Raw genomic sequence first — 15,479 nt, forward strand, 5'->3', positions numbered from 1 at the left:
AACAGTCTCCTTATTATCATGTTTGCAATGACATGATGTTCTTGTGGGTGCTGCAACGTTCAATTATGCCGCCAGAATCTTCCATGCCCTGTTTTTTATACGTGAAGGATCCCCTCAGCAGCGCCTAAGACCGGCGGCTGCTATTGATGTTGTTGTTCCCGGCACCCTCTGTAGTGCACAAAATGCGGGTGCCACATTGAAATACTACATTCAAGCGCAAAGCAGAAAAATAAACAGTTCGACACCCGCTAAACTTTGTTACGCTTTCTCGGGCTGCTTCTCAGCCATTGCGCTTTTATAGATATGTCCATAATAGCTACCAATGCGGCAAATCAAGAATCGGCGCGTGGCCAATAATTTTTCATCAGTTTGATCGGTCAAAATCGGAATACTGTGCGCAGTCGCAAAGCGCAAGAATGACAGCCCTTGCCCTCCGAAGCACGATCACTCTATGTCCGCCCGGACACAGAGATGCCAACTAGCGCTCGCGCATCCGATTCGATACCTCAAGCAGATGACCAATGAATTTTTCTGCATATGCGGGCAGATCGCGTCCAGCCAGCCGGCAGACGTTGCGTTCACGATCGGCCCATTCATCGGTAAGTTTAATTATATGCAGGCGCGGCGCGCGGCTATAGGCGCGGGCGCATTCTATCGGCACGATTGCAAGGCCGATACCCGCATCAACCATGCGGCAGACGGCTTCGAAACTGCCGACATGCACGCGCTGATGCAAGCGCTTGCCCAGCTTATAGGCCTTGTCATCCAGAAACGTCTGGATGGCGCTCTCGGGATTGATACCGACAAACTGATACTGGTCGATCAGGTTGTCAAACGAAATTTCACGCAACTCTTTCAATGGATGCCCCAAGTGGGTGACGGCCACCAGTTCATCGCGAAACAATGGCACCACATCCAGCCCATCCAGGTTGACATTGCTGGAGACGATGCCAATATCTACCGATCCGCCACGGATAGCAGACACGATTTCCTTGGACAGTTTTTCTTCGAGCGCAATATCAATATCGGGGTTTTCGGCCAGGAAAGTGGACAAGGCTTCAGACATAAAGGAATGCGTCGCCGCCGTATTAGCCATGATTCGCAGTTTGCCTTTGATACCGGTAGAAAACGGCTGAAGCTCGGCGTGCATGCATTCCAGTTGCTGGAACACCCCCTTGGCATACTTCAGAAAAACCTCACCGGCCGGAGTCACGCTCACACCTGTGACCTGGCGGATCAGCAGACGCACCTTGAGCGAATCCTCCAGATTCTTGATACGGGCGCTGGCGGCCGGTAGGGAAAGAAACGTTTTTTCGGCGGCGCGGGTCAAATTGGAAGCCTGCCCAATATTGATGAACAGCTTGAGGTCGGTCAGGTCATAGCGCATCTTAAGCTTATACGAAGGGGGTAGTTGAGAAATACGAACAACGCTGTCCGCCATTATGGCCTATCATAAAATTGAACAGCAATACATAGTAATCCCTAAGCGGATCGACAGCCATGCTTCGGTCCCCATCAATGAAATTGACAGGAGAATCCAATGAGCTCGATTGCAGAAGGTAAAGTCGTGATCGTGACCGGAGCTGGCGGCGGTATCGGCAGAGACATTGCAATCGCTTACGCCAAAGCCGGCGCCAAAGTGGTGGTAAACGATATTGGTGTCTCGTTAAGCGGCCAGGGCGGAACTGACGGCCCCGCACATGCTGTGGTTGAGGAAATAACTGCAGCAGGCGGCACCGCCGTACCCAGCTCCGACAGTGTCGCCGGCTATGAATCGGCCAGCCAGATTGTGCAAACGGCCATGGATCACTTCGGGCGTGTTGATATTGTGGTCAATAATGCGGGCAACCTGCGCGATCGCCTCTTTCATAAAATGAACGAGGAAGAATGGCGCCAAGTCATTGATGTGCACCTGCATGGCACGTTTTTTGTCAGCCGCGCTGCGGCCCCCTACTTTCGTGAACAGGAGTCGGGCGCCTACGTACACATGACCTCGACATCGGGGCTGATCGGCAATTTGGGTCAGTCCAACTATTCCGCTGCAAAGCTGGGCATCGTCGCCCTGTCCAAGTCTATTGCACTTGACATGGCTCGCTATAACGTCAGGTCCAATTGCATAGCGCCGTTTGCCTGGAGCCGCATGACCAGCTCCATTCCGGCAGAAACGCCCGAAGAAAAAGCGCGGGTGCAGAAATTACAGAAAATGGAAACGCATAAAGTTGCGCCAATGGCCGTCTATCTGGGCAGCGATGCTGCGGCAGAAGTCACCGGGCAGATTTTTGGCGTGCGAGCCAATGAAATTTTGCTGTTTAGCCAGCCACGTCCGGTGCGCTCTGTTCACATGTCGGACGGCTGGACCCCGGAGCTGATCGCCCAGATTGCCATTCCCGCCATGCAGGGCCAGTTTCACAAACTGGAACGATCGCCCGACGTGATTAACTGGGATCCCATCTGATTACCCGGAGTGTGCGTATGCCACTGGATTACCAACGTATCAAAAACTGGCCTTTTGTCGACACGCGTCATCGCTACACGCAACGCGACAGCATTTTGTACGCAGTGGGTATCGGGCTGGGTTCGGACCCGCTAGACCCATTCCATTTGCAATTTGTCTATGAGAAGCAGTTGCAGGCATTTCCCACCATGAGCAGCATCCTGTGCTATCCGGGCTTCTGGATGCAGGATCCGGCGACCGGCATCAACTGGGTCAAGCTGGTGCATGGCGAACAACGCAGCACCTGGCACAAGCCACTGGCTGCCGAAGGCGTACTGACAGGAAAAACCCATATTTCGCATGTCATCGACAAGGGCCCGGACAAGGGTGCATTGGTAGTTGCCGAACGCAATATGTACGATGAAGATAATACACTTGTGGCAACCATCCAGCAAACAACATTCTGCCGCGCCGACGGCGGTTTCGGAAATGGCGATGCCACCTTGGCTGCCCTGCCGAGCATGCCGCAACGCAGGCCGGACCATCAGCGCCGCATCCCGGTCGCACCCAATGCGGCGATCGTGTACCGGCTCAATGCAGACCCGAACCCGTTGCATATTGATCCACAGGTCGCCACTGCCGCCGGGTTCGAGCGACCGATACTGCACGGGCTGAGTACTTACGGTCATGTCGCAAGAGCGATAGTCCAGGACTGCTGCGATAATGACCCGGCCCGCCTGTATCGCTTCGATGTCCGTTTTTCGGCGCCGGTGTACCCGGGCGAGACGCTGCTATGCGATATCTGGCAGGAAGGCTCGGCCCAGATCCACTTTCAGGCCAGGGTAAAAGAACGCAATGTCACGGTATTGAGTCACGGCTATGCCGCCCTGCGTCGCAACCCATAATCGGCTTGGCTCATCCGGTGGAGCACACACGCAACGAATGATGCCATTTACCAGACAGCGAATCATAAAAAATGCCGGACAATGCCGGCATTTTCCAAAAGCTTGCATGCAAGCTACGCGACCTGGTTCCAGGCCCAGAATGCCACGATAATGCCAAAGACGATTCGATACCAGCCAAACGGCCGATAGGACGCGCTGGACAGAAAGCGCATCAGGGCCCGCACCACAATCAGCGCGCTGATATAAGCCGCGATAAAGCCCAGCACGACAGCCAGCAAATTACTCTGGGTCAGCTCGCCACCGTGCTTGTACAGGCTCAATACCGTCGCGGCAATCATGGTGGGCATGGCCAGAAAAAACGAAAACTCGGTAGCCGTCTTGCGGTGGATGCCTGCCATCATACCGGAAATAATGGTTGCACCCGAACGCGATGTTCCCGGGATCATGGCCAGGCACTGGGCAAAACCGACAACCAGCGCCTGCCTCCAGGTGATGTCGTCCAGGCTTTTGGTAAGATGGGCCAGCTCATGGTCCTGCAAGGTGGTGTGCTTGGCCATGGATGGACGACGTTCCACCCACAGCATGATCACGCCACCGACCACCAGGGTAAATGCATAAATCATGAATCGGCCATCAAGCAGCCGATTGACCTGTTCAATCAGCATCAGGCCGATAATCGCCGCAGGCAAAAAGGCAATAATCAGATTCATGGTAAACCGCTGCTCGGCCCGGTTACCGGTAAATGTGCCCACAATGACTTCGCGCAGGCGCTGGCGGTATAACCACATCACCGCCAGGATAGACCCCAGCTGGATAACGATCTCATAAACCTTGAATTGTCCGGAATCAAAGTTAATCCAGTCTCCCAGAATCAACAGATGGGCTGTACTGGAAATCGGCAGAAATTCAGTTATCCCTTCGACAATGCCCAGAACGACAGCTTTAAACAGGTACCACACTTGATCCATAATAACGGGCTCCGAACCGCACAACAATTTACTGCTTCAGCGAGATAAGCATTTGGGTGAAGATTTTGGGGCTGGCCGCCAGCACATTGCCGGTTTGTTGCCAGGTTTGTTCCCCTTCGAAATCGGCGACCAGACCACCCGCCTCAAGAATCAGCAGGCTGCCCGCCGCCAGATCCCAGGGTTTGAGATGGACACCGCAGTAGCCATCGAAGCGACCGGCGGCGACATAGGCCAGTTCCAGCACGGTCGCACCAAGCCGGCGAAAACCCGAACATTCGTCGACCAGGCCGTAGTAACGCTCGGCGCCCTTGCGATTGGAACCGGAAACCGAAGGGAAACGGCCGGAGATTAGCGCGTCTGAAAAACGGGTGCGGTTGCCGACCCGTACGCGGCGATCATTCAGGAACGCGCCACCTCCGCGGGTGGCGGTAAACATTTCATTGCGGGCCGGATCGTACACAACCGCCTGCGTGACAACGCCCTTGTGCAAAAGCGCGATGGATACTGCATAGTTGGGGAATCCATGAACAAAATTGGTCGTGCCATCCAGCGGGTCGACAACCCACTGGTACTCGGGCATTTCGTTTTCTTTATCCTTGGCGCCGGGAATATGACCGGACTCTTCACCCAGGAAGGCGTGATCCGGGTAAGCGTCGCGTAACACCTCTATAACCGCCTGTTCTGCGTTCCGATCGACTTCGGTAACATAATCGTTGGGGCCTTTACGCGCAATCTGAATTTTGTCCAGATCGAGACTGCCGCGATTAATAATGGCGCCGGCACGGCGAGCGGCACGTACGGCGATGGTGAGCATGGGGTGCATAGCTTTCCAGACTTCGGTTGAGTAGTAAAATAGGCATTTTAATGGACAATAATGCAGACTTCTGCAAATCCATTCATTTCTGTCCATATTCATGGCGTTCTAAGGAATTTTATGTCACCGTTGCATACCCGGGTCCGTTTTATCATGGTGTCGCCGACCCACCCCGGCAATGTGGGCTCCGCCGCAAGAGCACTCAAAAACATGGGGTTTGCCGATCTTGTTCTGGTTAACCCGAAAGATCGCGACATACTTTTCTCTGAAGAAGCACAGGCCCTGGCCAGCGGCGCAACCGATATCCTGGAGTCTGCGCGTATCGCTCCCGACCTTGACACGGCGCTAACGGGCATTACCCTGGCCTTTGCGCTGACCGCCCGCAGCCGCGACATGGGCCCCCCTCCCCTGGACATCCGTCAGACGGCCCAGCTCTCTCGCACGCACCTGCACAATCACGCCGATACGCAAATTGCGATTGTCCTGGGCACAGAGCGAACCGGACTGGACAATGACGATATCAGCCGCTGCCACCGCATCTGTCATATCCCAGCCAACCCTTTGTACAGCTCATTGAACGTATCGCAGGCATTGCTGCTGGCGGCCTGGGAACTGAATTACGCCATGCAGGCCGCGCCAGCGGCATGGCATGCCGGCGCGGCAACGGCAACGACAACGACAGCGGTATCAGCCCCGATAACACTGTCCGCCGGCGCCGTCTCTTCCGGCAACGAAACATCAGCCCAGCACCCCGCGCCACCCGTGTCTACGCTGATTCCGGGTAGTTCAAGTGTGCCCGATCGCGATTATGCCCCTGCCGAAAAGGTAGAGGCATTCATCAATCACTGGGAAAGCGCACTGATCGGGATTGATTTTCTGAATCCAAACCATCCGAAAAAGCTGATGCCGCGCATGCGCTATATGTTTACCCGCATTCACATGACGCAGGAGGAAGTGGACATGATGCGCGGGGTATGCACCAACATACTGAAAACGGTGTACCGACCGTAGCCCCGTTATTTGGCGTCGCCGGCGCCATTGCCTTGCGGCGGATGAACCGTGACCCGCAACGGAGCCGGAACGTCAAAGCCTTCGGTTTTGAGTCTCATCTGGACTTCCCGGTTCAAGTCATTCTGTACATTGAAAAAATTGTCGGCACTGGCCCAGACACGCAGCGTCAGCGTAATGGTGCCATCCTTGCGGTCGGCCACGAAAACCGCCGGCGCCGGCATTTTCAAGGCGCCAGGCTGTTCATCAATCAGTTTGTTCAGTACCTCAATGGCCCGGTTGACATTGTCGCCAAAACAAATATAGGCCGGAATATCCATACGACGGTTATGGTGGCGGCTCAAATTGATGATCGTGCCGTTCCACACGGTGCTGTTGGGCACGGTCACCTGCACGCCGTCAGCCTGCACAATCCGCGTCAGAAACAGGCCCACTTCGTCGACGGTGCCGGAAATGCCCGAAGCCACCGTGACGCTTTCGCCCACGCGCAGCGGCCGCAACCCCAGCAGCATGATGCCGGCAGCAATATTTTGCAGCGTGCCCTGCAACGCCAGGCCAATGGCCAGGCCTGCGGCGCCCAGAACAGCAATGAGACTGGCCGTTTGCACGCCGAACTGCGACAACACCGCAATGATGGTAACGATGCGCACACTCCAGATCATCACCGTGCGAAACATGGGGATGATTGTGGGGTCAATTCGTTCTGACCGGGTACTCAGGCGCTGCACCATATTGCCAAGCCATTTGGAAACGGTCCAGCCGATGCCCAGAATAATGAACGCAACCACCACGTCAATGGCGAACCGCTGGACGAACGGCCAGAAACTTTCCATATGTTGAATATCCATATAAGTCACTCTCTTGCTGGTTATTTAATAAAACAGGAAGGCTCGCGCCTGGCGAGAACACTGGGTACACCGATGCCGACAGCGGGCAATCGCGATGTCAGGATTTTAACGTGTCATAATGACAGAATATACTTCAGGACAGCGAAACCGGGCCAGTTTTTATGCGGCGAGCCAGGCATAACAGAGCCCGTTTCAGCAATGACCATAACAACCAGCGTCTATACATGAATACACAGCACACATGAATACTCAGCACAGCACGTCTTCCACATTCCATACCCCCCAACGCATCAGCTTCTCCAGTTTTCGCGACCCGCTCCTGGCTTTCGAGGAACTGCTGCGTATCTACGAACGCAACACGCTGTTTATCCGCGAATCCTTTTACCGTTTTATCAGCGGCGAGAACCACTCGGGTCAGCGCACCCGCGCCTGCTATCCGGCCATCCGCCTGCATGTACCTGATCATCAGGAAGTGGATTCGCGCCTGTCCTACGGCCATACCACCGAGCCGGGCCTGTACCAGACCACCATTACGCAGCCCCAGCAGTTCAAGAGTTATTTGCTGGAACAGATCGGGCTGATCATGAAAAACCACTCGTTACCTGTGGAGATCGGCGAGTCCGATGTGCCTATTCCACTGCATTTCGCATTTACCGGTGGCCAGTACGTGGAAGGCGTCTATGCGGACACGATTGGTTCGTCTTTGCGCAATTTCTTTGATGTCCCGGACCTGGCGGTCATGGATGACGCTATCGTCAATGGAACATTGCGCGAAGAACCGGGCCAGCCCGGGCCGCTGGCGCCTTTTACCGCACCGCGCATTGACTATTCGCTGCACCGCCTGCAGCACTATACCGCCACCGCTTCGGAGCATTTTCAGAATTTTGTTCTGTTTACCAATTACCAGTTCTATGTAGACGAGTTCGTCGAACGGGCTGCGCAATTGATCGAGGATGAGACATCCGGCTATACGGCGCTGGTCGAACCAGGCAACCATATCACGCGCAAGGGTCAACCCGATACCTCCCACCGACTGCAACGACTGCCGCAAATGCCGGCCTATCACCTGAAACGGGACGACGGCAACGGGATTACACTGGTCAATATCGGCGTGGGGCCATCCAATGCCAAGACCATTACCGATCACATTGCGACACTGCGGCCATCGGCCTGGATCATGTTGGGTCATTGCGCCGGATTGCGAAACACGCAACGATTGGGAGACTATGTGCTGGCGCATGGTTATGTGCGAGAAGACCACGTGCTGGATGCCGACCTGCCGCTGTGGGTGCCGGTGCCGCCACTGGCCGAGATCCAGATCGCGCTGGAACATGCTGTCGAAGAAGTATCGGGCCTGTCGGACTGGGAGCTCAAACGCATCATGCGCACCGGTACTGTGGCGACCATCGATAACCGAAACTGGGAGTTGCGTGACCAGCATGAACCTGTCCAGCGGTTTTCCCAATCGCGGGCCATTGCCCTTGATATGGAATCGGCCACTATTGCAGCCAACGGTTTTCGCTTCCGCGTCCCCTATGGCACACTGCTGTGTGTGTCAGACAAGCCGCTGCATGGCGAACTGAAGCTGCCCGGCATGGCTTCGGACTTCTACCGCAAGCAGGTCAGCCAGCATTTGCGCATCGGTATGCGGGCGCTGGAAAAGCTTCGTGAAATGCCCCGCGAACGACTCCACTCGCGTAAACTGCGCAGCTTTATTGAAACCGCTTTTAAATAGCCCTCTTTAATTGGCCCGCTTTAAGCAGGCCCCTTTGAGTAGCCGCCCTTAAATAGCCCCCTTTAAGTAGCCCCGTATTTTGAATTCCGTTATCAATGCCGCATTTCCGGTTTTTGCGCTGATCCTGATCGGATATATCGCCGCTCGCCGCCAGATCCTGTCGGACCAGGCGAGCCAGCACCTGAACAACTACGTGGTATGGCTGGCGTTGCCGGCCCTGCTCTTTCATGCCATGGCGACCGCCAGTTGGCAGCAGCTGAACCAGATACCATTTATCCTGGCCAGTACCGGCGGCATGCTGGCCACGTTTTTCATTTTCATGGTCTGGCAACGGCGGCGCTTCAGCCCCGCCGACAATAGCGTTGCCAGTCTGGCCGCATCCTACAGCAACGCCGGCTATATGGGGCTGCCGTTGTGCATGCTGGCCTATGGCCAGGAAGGCGTCATACCGGTCATTATCACCATGATACTGACCGCCTGCGTGCTGTTTGCACTGTCTATTGTCTGCCTGGAAACCGGACTGCAGAAACACAGCAGCATCTGGACCAGCATGCGCCATACCGCTATAGCCCTCGGGAAAAACCCGCTGATCGTTTCGCCGGTCGCGGGCATGGCGTTATCCGGCTTAAATATTGCCCTGCCTGCACCGCTGGCCGAGCTGACACGCTTGCTGGGCAGTTCGGCCAGTCCCTGCGCGCTTGTCACTATCGGACTGTTTTTGGCTCAAACTCGCAGTGTTCGCCCGCATCCGGCGCTAGGCGCTGTTCTGCTCATGAAAATGCTGTTTCTGCCAGCGGTGACGGCATTTCTCGCTTTCGTCGTCTTTGACATGCCGCCCGTACAGCGCGAAGCGGCGGTTCTGCTTGCCGCACTGCCTATCGGCACTGGTCCGTTCATGCTGGCAACCATGTACCAGCGCGACACGCAATTGGTATCGCAGTCCATATTTATTTCAACTGTGTTGTCGGTCATCAGTGTTTCTCTGCTCCTGGCGTGGTTCCAGGGATAGGCCATGCAGCGCCATGGAGCTTTTGCCGCCCATCAGGCGTGGCCAAGGCTCACGCCGCTATCGGTCTGGCCGGCAAACCATGGACCGCCTGCGCAATCGCACTGGGCACCAGGACGGGGTGCCATGCGCTGGCGCGCAAGGTAATATACTGTCAGGCATGAACGATGCGGACAGGGCTAGCGTTGCCCGCCGCTGCATAACATGCGGGTTATTTTCCCTTTTGTGGAGCGATATATGAAGCCTTCAATTGTCATACTGGATGACTGGGAACACGGACTTGCCCGGCTGGTCGACTGGTCCGGTATACAGAGCCGCAGTACATTGACAATCCATCACGAACGGTTGCCCGACGATCAGTTGCCGGCTGCGCTGGCACAGGCGCAATGCATCGTGCTGATGCGTGACCGAACGCCATTTCCCCAAGCGTTGATCGCGCAATTGCCCAATCTGAAGCGTATTGTCTTTACCGGCACACGCAACAATACGCTGGATCAACAAGCCGCTGAGCAGGCGGGTATCGTGGTCACACCCACCGAGTTCGGGCCATCGAAAGCCAGTACCTGCGAGCTGGCCTGGTCGCTGATTCTGGCTTCCCTGAAAAAACTGCCCGAGCTGCTGGTCAGTCGCCAACAGCCGCTATGGCGCCCTCCCGCCGTCCGCGACCACTTACCGGAGGTCCTGGAGGCAAAGCGCCTGGGGCTGATTGGTCTGGGCCACATCGGCCAGCGCATGGCCACTGTGGCCCAGGCGTTCGGCATGCAGGTGCAGACATGGAGTCCGCATATGACACCCGAGCGGGCAAGCCAGCACAACGCAACCAGCGTTTCACTTGAAACGCTGCTGTCCACATCGGATATCGTTTCTTTGCATCTGGTCGTCTCGGATGCGACGCGCAAGCTACTCAACAGCGAGACCCTGGCTCTGATGCAGCCGGGCAGCCTGCTGGTCAATACTTCCCGGTCCACGCTGATTGATACCGCCGCGCTGATCCAGGCGCTACAAAATGGACGGCCGGGGTTTGCTGCGCTTGATGTCTTTGACAATGAGCCGGGTATCAGTCCGGCGCTCATGGCTGTGCCCAATATCCTTCTGACACCGCATATGGGCTTTGTCAGCGAACAGGTGTACCGCAAATTTGCGATTGACGTACAACAGCAGTTGAACCAATGGCTGGATGAAATTGCATCATGACACATGAAATACTGCCATGCAGCGCGCTTATCCTGGTCGATATACAGCCAGACTTTATGTCGGGTGGGCCGCTGGCCTGCGAGCAGGCCGATGCTATTGTGGCGCCGGTGCAGGCCATACTGGCACAGGATCGCTTCGCCCAGTATGTGGCCACCCAGGATTGGCACCCGGCCGGACATATCTCGTTTGCTTCAACACATGATGGCGGCAAGCCTTTTGACAATATTGAGCTCTATGGCCACCCCCAGGTTTTATGGCCCGATCATTGCGTGCAGGGAACCACAGGTGCGGCGCTGCACAGCGCCATCAACTGGGACAGGATGAACCTTATCCTGCGCAAAGGCACCGACGCCGCGGTCGACTCCTACAGCGCATTTCGCGAAAACTACAATTGTGCAGAGCAACGTCCACAGACCGGACTTGCCGGCTGGTTAAAGGAACGTCAGGTGCGCAACGTATATATATGCGGCCTGGCAAGAGATGTCTGTGTATTGTGGAGCGCACAGGATGCGCGGGCGGCCGGGTTCAATACATATGTCATTTGGGATGCCACCGCACCGGTCACCGGCAAAACCGACGACGCCACCAGAAGGCGCATGCAGAAACAAGGCATCCGCATCTTGCACAGCAGCGAGTTTTGTCCGGCCCCGTAGACGGCTTACCGCTGACCCATACAAATCTTGCGGTAAAGCAAGCTTGCCACGGTCGTCTTTTGCGTTGTCTGTCCAGCGCTTGGCAAACGGAATTTCATGGCCCAAACGGATCAGGGCACTTTGCAGTGCCCTGTCATATCAGTGTTGCTCAATAAAGCTTTTGAGAAACTCCTGCGTTCTCGACTCCTGAGGATTGACCAGGACTTGCTCGGGCGTGCCCTGCTCCACAATTTTACCCTTGTCAAAGAAACACACGCGATCGGAAATTTGCTTGGCGAACTGCATTTCATGCGTCACCAGCAGCATGGTCAGGTCATGCTCTTCAGCCAGGCGCTGAATCACATTGAGCACCTCGCCGACCAGTTCCGGATCCAGTGACGACGTTGGTTCGTCAAACAACATAATATTGGGTCGCATCGCCAGTGCGCGGGCAATGGCGACCCGTTGTTGCTGACCACCAGAGAGCTGGCTCGGAAACTTGTCGCTCTGATCAGACAAACCGACCAGTTCCAGATATTTGTCGGCGCGTTCGTTGGCTTCTTCCTTGGACAACTTGAGCACCTGCACCGGCGCTTCAGTGACATTGCGGCGCACCGTCATATGCGGAAACAGATTGAACTGCTGAAAGACCATGCCCATTTCCTTGCGCATATCGCGCAAGTGGTCTTCCGAAGCCGGCACCAGTTCCCCGTTTTTTTCTTCGTGCCACAGCGGCCTGCCGGTCACATAGATGACGCCATCATTGATATTTTCAAGTGTCATCAGAATGCGCAACACCGTAGACTTGCCGGACCCCGACGGACCAATGATGGTGACTTTCTCGCCTTTGCGAACCTCAAAATCCAGCTCGTCCAGCACAGTCACATCACCAAATTTCTTGATGACTTTTTCGAAACGAATAATCGGCTCGCCGGTCTCCAGGTCAGCAGCGGCACCGTCGACTTTCACAACATCATCGCCCTGAGTGTTATCCGCAGCGACATTCACATTATCATTATTGATCGGATTATTCATCGTAAAGGTATTCCTCGTTTTGGCAGATGGGTATCCAGATAACGCACCCCGTAGGACGCGACAATGGTCAGGATCAGATAAATGGCACCCACCATGGATAGCGGTATCAGATAATTGAAGGTGCGATCACCTATGATTTTTGCTACGTTGAGCATCTCCAGCACGGTAACGACCGACAGCACCGGCACATCTTTCATGATCGAAACCAGGTAATTGCCCATCGCCGGAATAATACGCGGGATAGCTTGCGGCAGGATAATAAATCCGAACGTACGCACAGGCGCCAGATCCAGCGCACGCGACGCCTCGGTCTGTCCCCTTGGAATGGATTCGATGCCGGCCCGATAGACTTCAGACAAATAGGCGCTGTATTGCACACCCAAAGCCAGTGCGCCGGTCAGAAACGCAGGCAATACAATGCCATGCTCCGGCAATACATAATATAGAAAAAACAGCTGCACCAGTAACGGCGTATCACGAATGAATTCGGTTATAAATTTGGCGGGCCAAGAGATAATGGCCAGCCTGGCGCTTTTGAGGCCAGCCAGTATCAGGCCAAGCACCATCGCCACCAGAAATCCCAGCACCGTCGCCTGCAGGGTAACCAGCAGGCCCTTGAGCAGTATTGGGAAAATTGAAACGGCAAAGGCCCAATTGCTGCTTGTATCCCATTCAATACCAAATAGCATGATCAGGCCCTCCCTGCGCGCCAGCGGCCGACAGACCGCTCCAGCAGTTTCATGATGCCTGTCAGAATCAGCGCCATGCCAAAATACATGAACAGCAAAATGGTGTACACCGTGGTGCTATCCTGCGTGTAGTTGCGAATCTGTTCGGCCCGAAACGCCATATCGCCAAGGCTGATCAGCGACACCAATGCCGTATCCTTGAGGTTTTGCACCGCCAGGTTACCGAAGCTGGGCATCATCTCCGGGATAGCCTGGGGCAGACTGATAGATCGCAATGTCTGGCGTGGAGTAAAGTCCAGCGCCTTGGCCGCCTCATATTGCGAGCGCGGTACCGCCTGGATGGCACCTCGCACCACCTCGGCGCCATATGCCCCGATATTGAAACCCAGCGCCAACGTGCCCGCTACCAAAGGCGCCATGCGCAGGTCCAGACCGATAGCCTGGCCCAGCAGTGGTAGTGCAAAGAACAACCAGAACAACTGCACAAGCAGGGATGTTCCGCGAAAGATCTCGATAAAGCAGATAGAGAATCCGCGATAGAACCAGTTACTGGACAGTTTGCCGATACCGAAGGCAAATGCTGTTATCCCCCCCAGTATGGTTGAATAGACTGTCAGTTGAACGGTCACCCACGCACCCTGCAGCAGGGGCGCCAGATATATATTCCAATCCATCGGTCGCCTTTTATTGTGTGGAAGTCAAATGGCGGGTGCAAGTCGCAGCTTGCACGAGCCCGTGAGTTGAAGCAGGCTGCTCCTGCGGCGCGGCCTCATCCGGCCGGTTCGCTGTCGCGTTAGCACAACCGAATGCAGACGCCACCAGGCGCCTGCATATCCAGCAAGCTACATCAGTATTACTTCGCAGCGCAAAGTTGCTCTGTTGTCTGCTTGGTAGACTCTTCCAGATCATGCTCGGTAAAGCCATACTCGGTTAGAATATTTTTCCACTCCGGCGTTTTCTTGAACTTGGCTAGCTCTTCATTGACGGCTTGACGCAGATCGTCCGAGCCCTGGTCAAAAGTAAAACCGCCCCAGCTGCGCGCTGGTTTTCCGTCAATGACCGGATCTTCGAACTGTTCAGCCGCTTCAACTTTGTCGCTCTTCTGAGCCAGCTCACTCACTGTCAGGCTGGTAGCAGCATAGGCCGCAGCACGTCCCGTGGACACGGTCGAGATGGCATCTGCATTATTTGAGATCGTTACCATACGGCCATCGTCAACGCCAAGCTTTTGCAGCATTTCCAGTTGATCGGCACCTGCCATGATGGCAATTTTTTTATCAGACTCGCTAAAGTCTTCGTACTTGTGCAGATTGTCGGGGTTGCCCTTGGCAACAAGCAAACCTTCGCCATATGAGCTATTAGGCTCGGAGAACGAGACCTGCTGGCAACGCTGCGGCAGGATGGCCATTTCTGCGGCGACCATATCAAACTGGTCAGCTTTCAGGCCGGGAATCAGTGAACTGAAACCGGTCGTGACCCATTTGATTTCTTTAACGCCCAGCTGTTCCATAATATGCTTAGCCACTTCCGGGCCAGCGCCTTTTGCTTCGCCGCTAGGATCGACAAAGCCGTAGGGAATTTCATTGGCTACGGCAATCCGCACCACGCCCTTATCCTTGATTTGCTGCAATGTGGCAGCCGATGCCGATGCTACTGTTCCAAAAGCCGCAGCGGTTGCTACAGCGAGAGCCAGCAGGGTTCGAGTTTTGCGTATTGTATTCATAGTTCTACTCCCCTTGAAGTTGATTTATCCTGAAGTTTTTAGCTGAACATATTTCAGATAAAAAATTACATTTGAAATAACTTTCAAACGCGCAAACACTCTCGCCTCGTGCCGGAAATTTTTCGCATGAGTGGCGCGTGTGCTGCGCTAGCGGTTATCGCTTCATTTATAGAAGTAACATAGAAAAACGGTCTAGCACAACCGTAATGCCATCATTTCCATATATTTGTTACATTCAACAGCCGTCATTTATATGAAATAAACGCATGGAAAACCCTAGGTTTATTTCAAACGCAATTAAGGTTCTATATCAGGAAAGAGTGCCTGTAAAATTTCGTCATTGACACTTGTCCAACCCTGAAGACGGCATACCTGGAAGGCGCTAAGCACAGCGACACGGCAAGTTCAAACCAAAGCGACTGTGTCCATATTCGCTTGCCGCGCGCGGGGCTGGCCAGCCCTTTCATACACGACGAGATGCCTCTTTT

Annotated in this window: 15 protein-coding genes; 7 read left to right on the forward strand and 8 right to left on the reverse strand. The window is 54.9% G+C overall.

Features of this window, described 5'->3' with window-relative positions; all coding sequences use genetic code 11:
* Window positions 1-478: 478 nt before the first annotated feature.
* Window positions 479-1,387 (reverse strand): LysR family transcriptional regulator, encoded by a 909-nt coding sequence (locus CAP48_RS15250; protein ID WP_100698673.1) that lies wholly within the window; start codon window positions 1,385-1,387, stop codon window positions 479-481.
* Between the two features lie 153 nt (window positions 1,388-1,540).
* Between CAP48_RS15250 and CAP48_RS15255 the strand changes: the two genes are divergently transcribed.
* Together CAP48_RS15255 and CAP48_RS15260 are read left to right on the forward strand one after the other, a co-directional pair.
* Complete coding sequence (locus CAP48_RS15255) at window positions 1,541-2,455, forward strand: SDR family NAD(P)-dependent oxidoreductase (RefSeq protein WP_100698207.1); 915 nt, start codon at window positions 1,541-1,543, stop codon at window positions 2,453-2,455.
* 17 nt (window positions 2,456-2,472) lie between these two features.
* On the forward strand, window positions 2,473-3,339 hold the full coding sequence (locus tag CAP48_RS15260; RefSeq protein ID WP_100698209.1) for a MaoC/PaaZ C-terminal domain-containing protein: 867 nt from the start codon (window positions 2,473-2,475) through the stop codon (window positions 3,337-3,339).
* 113 nt (window positions 3,340-3,452) lie between these two features.
* On the opposite strand, the gene CAP48_RS15265 is transcribed toward CAP48_RS15260, so the two are convergent.
* Both CAP48_RS15265 and CAP48_RS15270 read right to left on the reverse strand, forming a co-directional pair.
* Window positions 3,453-4,310: an undecaprenyl-diphosphate phosphatase gene (locus CAP48_RS15265; RefSeq protein WP_369806365.1), complete on the reverse strand. Its 858-nt coding sequence runs from the start codon at window positions 4,308-4,310 to the stop codon at window positions 3,453-3,455.
* A 25-nt stretch (window positions 4,311-4,335) separates the two neighbouring features.
* Window positions 4,336-5,130, reverse strand: coding sequence for an inositol monophosphatase family protein (locus CAP48_RS15270; RefSeq protein WP_100698213.1), 795 nt, complete (start codon window positions 5,128-5,130; stop codon window positions 4,336-4,338).
* Between the two features lie 111 nt (window positions 5,131-5,241).
* On the opposite strand from CAP48_RS15270, the gene CAP48_RS15275 reads away from it, so the two are divergent.
* Window positions 5,242-6,132, forward strand: a complete 891-nt coding sequence (locus tag CAP48_RS15275) for an RNA methyltransferase (RefSeq protein WP_100698215.1) — start codon at window positions 5,242-5,244, stop codon at window positions 6,130-6,132.
* A 5-nt stretch (window positions 6,133-6,137) separates the two neighbouring features.
* On the opposite strand, the gene CAP48_RS15280 is transcribed toward CAP48_RS15275, so the two are convergent.
* Window positions 6,138-6,977, reverse strand: coding sequence for a mechanosensitive ion channel family protein (locus CAP48_RS15280; RefSeq protein WP_100698217.1), 840 nt, complete (start codon window positions 6,975-6,977; stop codon window positions 6,138-6,140).
* Between the two features lie 241 nt (window positions 6,978-7,218).
* Here CAP48_RS15280 and CAP48_RS15285 point away from each other — a divergent pair, with 241 nt between their 5' ends.
* The 4 genes from CAP48_RS15285 to pncA all read left to right on the forward strand — a co-directional run bounded on the left by CAP48_RS15285 (window position 7,219) and on the right by pncA (window position 11,565).
* Entirely contained in the window at window positions 7,219-8,712 is a 1,494-nt protein-coding gene (locus CAP48_RS15285; RefSeq protein WP_100698219.1) for an AMP nucleosidase, read from the forward strand.
* Window positions 8,713-8,791: 79 nt separating this feature from the next.
* Window positions 8,792-9,721, forward strand: a complete 930-nt coding sequence (locus tag CAP48_RS15290; RefSeq protein WP_100698221.1) for an AEC family transporter — start codon at window positions 8,792-8,794, stop codon at window positions 9,719-9,721.
* 234 nt (window positions 9,722-9,955) lie between these two features.
* Window positions 9,956-10,912: a D-2-hydroxyacid dehydrogenase family protein gene (locus CAP48_RS15295; protein ID WP_242444515.1), complete on the forward strand. Its 957-nt coding sequence runs from the start codon at window positions 9,956-9,958 to the stop codon at window positions 10,910-10,912.
* Window positions 10,909-11,565, forward strand: coding sequence for a bifunctional nicotinamidase/pyrazinamidase (gene pncA, locus CAP48_RS15300; RefSeq protein WP_100698225.1), 657 nt, complete (start codon window positions 10,909-10,911; stop codon window positions 11,563-11,565). The genes CAP48_RS15295 and pncA overlap by 4 nt, the downstream gene beginning before the upstream one ends.
* A gap of 138 nt (window positions 11,566-11,703) precedes the next feature.
* On the opposite strand, the gene ehuA is transcribed toward pncA, so the two are convergent.
* The 4 genes from ehuA to ehuB all read right to left on the reverse strand — a co-directional run bounded on the left by ehuA (window position 11,704) and on the right by ehuB (window position 14,991).
* Window positions 11,704-12,579 (reverse strand): ectoine/hydroxyectoine ABC transporter ATP-binding protein EhuA, encoded by an 876-nt coding sequence (ehuA, locus tag CAP48_RS15305; RefSeq protein ID WP_304529024.1) that lies wholly within the window; start codon window positions 12,577-12,579, stop codon window positions 11,704-11,706.
* Entirely contained in the window at window positions 12,576-13,268 is a 693-nt protein-coding gene (gene ehuD / locus CAP48_RS15310; protein WP_100698227.1) for an ectoine/hydroxyectoine ABC transporter permease subunit EhuD, read from the reverse strand. Before ehuD ends, ehuA begins: the two co-directional genes overlap by 4 nt.
* A gap of 2 nt (window positions 13,269-13,270) precedes the next feature.
* Window positions 13,271-13,942 carry an ectoine/hydroxyectoine ABC transporter permease subunit EhuC gene (gene ehuC, locus CAP48_RS15315; RefSeq protein WP_100698229.1) on the reverse strand — a complete coding sequence of 224 codons (672 nt, stop codon included), beginning with the start codon at window positions 13,940-13,942 and terminating at the stop codon, window positions 13,271-13,273.
* Between the two features lie 179 nt (window positions 13,943-14,121).
* Window positions 14,122-14,991 carry an ectoine/hydroxyectoine ABC transporter substrate-binding protein EhuB gene (ehuB, locus tag CAP48_RS15320; protein ID WP_100698231.1) on the reverse strand — a complete coding sequence of 290 codons (870 nt, stop codon included), beginning with the start codon at window positions 14,989-14,991 and terminating at the stop codon, window positions 14,122-14,124.
* Window positions 14,992-15,479: the final 488 nt, after the last annotated feature.

The sequence above is a fragment of the Advenella sp. S44 genome (assembly GCF_002810445.1).
Classification (GTDB): Bacteria; Pseudomonadota; Gammaproteobacteria; order Burkholderiales; family Burkholderiaceae_B; genus Advenella.